The following is a 5222-nucleotide window of genomic DNA, read 5'->3' as shown; positions in this document are numbered from 1 at the left end:
GAAATAATAAATAAAAAAGATAATCCAGTGGAATTATCCGGCAAAGAAGACAATCCGTAAAAGAGTTTGCAATAAAAGCAGTGCGCTGACAATAAAATAGTGTGGGGAATTTTATGGAGAGAAATTTTACTGATATGGAAAAGTGCGTTAAATATAAAAACCGGGCAATAGCTGCCCGGTTTGGTCGATCATGTTGCCGATATTATTGCCTGGCTTAGCCCATCATCAGCTTACGCAGCGCGGCGAAATCCGCCGGCAGGTTGTGAGACAGCAGCGGCAGGTCGGCGCGGTCGGCCAGCTCCTTCGGCAGCGGCAGAGTCTCCTGCAGGATCTCCTCCACGCTCTCTTTGAACTTCGCCGGATGGGCGGTGCCGAGGAACAGGCCGTACTCTCCCGGCTGCAGCTGATCGCGCAGCGCGCGCCAGGCAATCGCCGCATGCGGTTCAGAGATGTAGCCGATGGCCTTCAGCTCGCGCATCGCTGCTTTGGTGGTCTCATCATCGACCGCGGCATAGCCCAGCTCGCTGAGACGCCAGATTTTACGGCGGAACAGCTCTTCAACGCGCGGCCAGTTGTTCGGCTGGCTGACGTCCATGGCGTTGGACAGCGTCGCCTGGGTGGCTTTTGGCGCCCACTCGCCGCCCTGCAGATAGCGCGGAACGGTGTCGTTGGCGTTGGTGGCGGCGATAAAGCGCTTGATCGGCAGCCCCAGCGACTTGGCCAGCAGACCGGCGGTCAGATCGCCGAAGTTGCCGCTCGGCACGGAAATCACCAGCTGATTGCGGGCTTCCTGCGGCAGCTGCGCCGCCGCTTCGAAGTAGTAACAGATCTGCGCCAGCAGGCGGCTGATGTTGATGGAGTTAGCCGAGTTGAGACCCAGCGACGCCTTCAGCTCTTCATCGTCAAACGCCTGCTTCACCAGCGCCTGGCAGGCATCAAAGTCGCCATCAATCGCCACGGTTTCAATATTGCCGCCGAGGGTACAGAACAGCTTCTCCTGCAGCGGACTGATCTTGCCGCGCGGATAGAGGATCACTACCTTGACGTTCGGCAGGCCGTAGAAAGCATGCGCCACCGCCGCCCCGGTGTCGCCAGAGGTCGCGGTGAGGATGGTGACCGGCTTATCGCCTGCGATGTGGGTCAGCATCTGCGCCATAAAGCGGCCGCCGAAATCCTTGAACGCCAGCGTAGGGCCATGGAACAGCTCCAGACAGCCGACATCTTCCTGAACCTTGCTTACCGGCGCCGGAAACGCAAACGCCGCGCGCACCCGCTGCTGCAGGACATCCTGCGGGATCTCATCGCCGATAAAGGCGGATAGAATTTTGGCGCTACGGGTGACAAAGTCCTGCGCCAGCATGTCGTCGATTTCAGTCAGGCTGAATTCCGGCAGATCGTGCGGAAAGAACAGGCCCTGATGCTTGCCAAGTCCCTGGGTGACGGCCTGCGCAAAGCTGACCTGCTCGTTATGATCTTTTAAGTTATACAGTTTCATTGGTTATCCCACTACGCGTGCGCCCGCCGTGTCCAGCCGGCAAATATGAACAAAGCCTTCCTGATTCTGCAGATAGTGCGCGCCAAGCCAGTCGGCGACGCGCTGTGCGGTATCCGGTTTATCACACAACACGAACAGCGTTGGGCCAGAGCCGGAGATGCCGCAAGCCTGGGCGCCCATCTCCATGGCCGCCTGACGCGCTTCGCTAAAGCCCGGCAGCAGTTTGGTTCGGTACGGTTCGGCAATCACATCTTTCATCAATTTTGCCGCCAGCTGCGGCTGGCGGGTGTAGCAGGCGTGAATAAAGCCCGCGAGGTGGCGACCATGGGCGATACAATCCTGGCGGCGATACTGCGCCGGCAGAATCGCCCGCGCTTCAGCAGTAGAGACTTTAATCCCCGGATAGGCCAGCACCCACAGCCACTCATCAAACCCGGGCACCTGCTGACTGATAATCCCATTCTCTTCGATCATCAACTGCATGCCGCCAAGATAGCACGGCGCCACGTTGTCGTAGTGAATGCTGCCGGAGATACGCCCTTCCATCTCTCCCATCAGCGCCAGCATGCGCGTCTCGTTCAGCGGCTTGCCGCAGAACTCGTTCATGGCCACCAGCGCAGCGACCACCGAGCAGGCGCTGGAACCCAGCCCGGAGCCAATCGGCATGTTTTTTTCCAGCGTCATCGCCACCGGCACCGTCTTGCCGATCTCCCGGCAAAAGCTTTCCCAGCACTGGTAAACAATGTTCTCCTGCGGCGCCGTCGGCAGTTTGCTGGCGAAGCGTCCAAGATTCTGCAGGCTAAATTGCTCCGCCGCTTCGACAGTGACGTTGTCGCCAAGCAGCGTGCCATCGACCGGCGTGACCGCCGCGCCCAACACATCAAACCCGACGCTCATATTGGCACTGGAAGCCGGGGCATATACTTTGACCATCTTAAACTCCTAACTTCCAGGACAGGGTGCGCAGCAGGTCGGCGAATACGCCGGCCGCCGTGACGTCGTTCCCGGCGCCATAGCCGCGCAGCACCAGCGGCAATGGCTGATAATAATGGCTATAAAAAGCCAGCGCGTTCTCACCATTCTTAACTTTGAACAGCGGATCGTTGCCGTCAACCGCGGCTATTTTTACCCGGCAGGTACCATCCTCTTCGATGTTACCGACGTAGCGCAAGACTTTACCTTCATCGCGCGCCTTAGCAACCCGCGAGGCAAAACCATCGTCCAGCGACGGCAGGCGGGCCATAAAGGTCTCGACATCGCCGCTGGCGTCGAAGTCCGGCGGCAGCGCCGACTCGACGATAATGTCCGCCAGCTCCAGTTCGCGCCCGGTCTCACGGGCCAGAATCAGCAGTTTACGCGCCACATCCACCCCGGATAAATCGTCGCGCGGATCCGGCTCGGTATACCCCATCTCACGGGCCATCGCCGTCGCCGCGGAGAAACTCACCCCCTCGTCCAGCTTGCCGAAGATANACGACAGGGAGCCGGACAGGATCCCGGAGAAATGGCGCAGCTCATCGCCGGCGTTGAGCAGGTTCTGCAGGTTCTCAATCACCGGCAGGCCCGCGCCAACGTTAGTGTCATAGAGGAACTTACGCCGCGAGCTGCTGGCCGCATGGCGCAGCTGGTGATAGTAATCCAGCGAAGAGGTATTGGCCTTTTTGTTCGGCGTCACCACATGGAAACCTTCGCGCAGGAAGTCGGCATACTGATCGGCGACCGCCTGGCTGGAGGTACAGTCGACGATCACCGGATTGAGCAGGTGGTACTCTTTCACCAGGCGGATCAGGCGGCCAAGATTAAACGGCTCTTTCGCCTCCGCCAGTTCCGCACTCCAGTTTTCCAGATTCAGGCCATGCACGCTGGTCAGCAGCGCCTGAGAATTGGCTACACCGCAGACGCGCAGATCGATATGTTTGTTCTTCAGCCACCCCTGCTGGCGCTTGATCTGCTCTAGCAGCGCGCCGCCGACGCCGCCGACGCCGATGACAAACACTTCAATCACCTGGTCGGTGTTGAACAGCATCTGATGGGTCACGCGCACGCCGGTGGTGGCGTCGTCATTGCTGACCACTACCGAAATTGAGCGCTCGGAAGAGCCCTGGGCAATCGCCACGATATTGATATTGGCGCGGGCCAGTGCCGCAAAGAATTTCGCCGAGATACCGCGCAGGGTACGCATTCCGTCGCCCACCACGGAGATGATCGCCAGACGCTCCATAATCGCCAGCGGCTCCAGCAGCCCCTCTTTCAGCTCCAGATAAAACTCATCTTCCATCGCCCGTTTGGCACGTACGCAGTCGCTCTGCGGCACGCAGAAACTGATGCTGTACTCGGAAGAAGATTGAGTGATCAACACCACCGAGATGCCGGCGCGGGACATGGTGGCGAAGACGCGGGCCGCCATGCCGACCATCCCTTTCATCCCCGGCCCGGAGACGTTGAACATCGCCATGTTGTTGAGGTTGGAGATGCCTTTCACCGGCAAATCGTCTTCGTCGCGGCTGGCGCCGATAAGCGTTCCCGGCGCCTGTGGGTTGCCGGTATTTTTAATCAGGCATGGGATTTGGAACTGGGCGATAGGGGCGATAGTGCGCGGGTGCAGCACTTTCGCGCCAAAGTAGGAGAGCTCCATCGCCTCCTGATAAGACATCGATTTCAGCAGGCGCGCATCCGGCACCTGACGCGGATCGCAGGTGTACACTCCGTCGACATCGGTCCAGATTTCGCAGCAGTCAGCGCGCAGGCAGGCGGCCAGTACCGCAGCCGAGTAGTCGGAGCCGTTACGCCCCAGCACCACCAGCTCGCCTTTCTCATTGCCGGCGGTAAACCCGGCCATCAGGATCATATGGTCTGCCGGGATCTGGCTGGCGGCAATGCGGCGGGTGGATTCGGCGATATCGACGGTGGATTCCAGATAGTGACCCACGGCGAGCAGTTTTTCGACCGGGTTAATGACACTGACTTTATGTCCACGGGCTTCCAGCAGACCCGCCATGATGGCGATGGAGAGCTTTTCGCCGCGGCAGATCAGCGCGGCATTGACGCTGTCCGGGCACTGACCCAGCAGGCTGATGCCGTGCAGAACATGCTTAATCTGAGCAAATTCCTGCTCCACGAAGGCTTTTAACTGGGCAAGCGGGAAAGCGGGCTGGGCGTCGGCAAGGCCCTGAAGAAGTTCGGCAAAAATGCGTTCGGCGTCGGCAATATTGGGGAGGGCATCCTGGCCGCCAATGGTCTTTTCAATCATCGCTACCAAGTGGTTAGTGATCTTCGCCGGGGCAGACAGGACCGTCGCTACCTGCCCCTGCCTGGCATTACTCTCCAGAATATCGGCAACCCGCAGAAACCGTTCCGCATTTGCCACTGATGTACCGCCGAACTTCAACACTCGCATGGTTCTTACCCCTTGATCTCTTGTCAAAAAAAAAGCCCGCACTGTTCAGGTGCGGGCTTTTTTCTGTGTTTCCTGTACGCGTCAGNCCGCACCGTTACCTGTGGTAATGGTGGTGGTGATAATGGTGGTAATCATGCCGATGCGATTCATGGATGTTGTGTACTCTGTATTTTTATCTGTNTGTATGTCCTGCCTATATTGGTTAAAGTATCTGCCGTCTTAAGTCAATGAATTTCTCAATTTGCCCCATTTCAGCAGGCTTACGTATTTCCCCGCTGCCGTGAGAAAAAACATCCAGATCGGCGGAAAACTAGCTCATAGAACAGCATA

The 5222-nt window shown here is 58.3% G+C and carries 4 protein-coding genes and 1 other annotated feature; all 4 genes read right to left on the bottom strand.

The features are described 5' to 3' along the window. Positions 1-214 precede the first annotated feature (214 nt). The 4 genes from thrC to thrL all read right to left on the bottom strand — a co-directional run bounded on the left by thrC (position 215) and on the right by thrL (position 5042). A complete protein-coding gene (thrC, locus tag VZP09_RS00020) occupies positions 215-1495 on the bottom strand; it encodes a threonine synthase (protein WP_004146988.1) in 1281 nt (426 codons plus the stop codon). 3 nt (positions 1496-1498) lie between these two features. Beyond that, positions 1499-2428: a homoserine kinase gene (thrB, locus tag VZP09_RS00015; protein WP_048975517.1), complete on the bottom strand. Its 930-nt coding sequence runs from the start codon at positions 2426-2428 to the stop codon at positions 1499-1501. Between the two features lies 1 nt (position 2429). Next, positions 2430-4892, bottom strand: a complete 2463-nt coding sequence (gene thrA / locus VZP09_RS00010; RefSeq protein ID WP_328794811.1) for a bifunctional aspartate kinase/homoserine dehydrogenase I — start codon at positions 4890-4892, stop codon at positions 2430-2432. Between the two features lie 25 nt (positions 4893-4917). Continuing rightward, positions 4918-5035 (bottom strand) — a sequence feature (Thr leader region). Beyond that, positions 4974-5042: a thr operon leader peptide gene (thrL, locus tag VZP09_RS00005; RefSeq protein ID WP_328795455.1), complete on the bottom strand. Its 69-nt coding sequence runs from the start codon at positions 5040-5042 to the stop codon at positions 4974-4976. It overlaps the preceding feature by 62 nt. Positions 5043-5222: the final 180 nt, after the last annotated feature.

Source organism: Klebsiella sp. EMBS2024, from assembly GCF_036233805.1.
Classification (GTDB): domain Bacteria; phylum Pseudomonadota; class Gammaproteobacteria; order Enterobacterales; family Enterobacteriaceae; genus Klebsiella; species Klebsiella pneumoniae.
The sequence above is the reverse complement of the archived record's forward strand: the minus strand, read 5'-3'. Positions and strand labels throughout refer to the sequence as shown.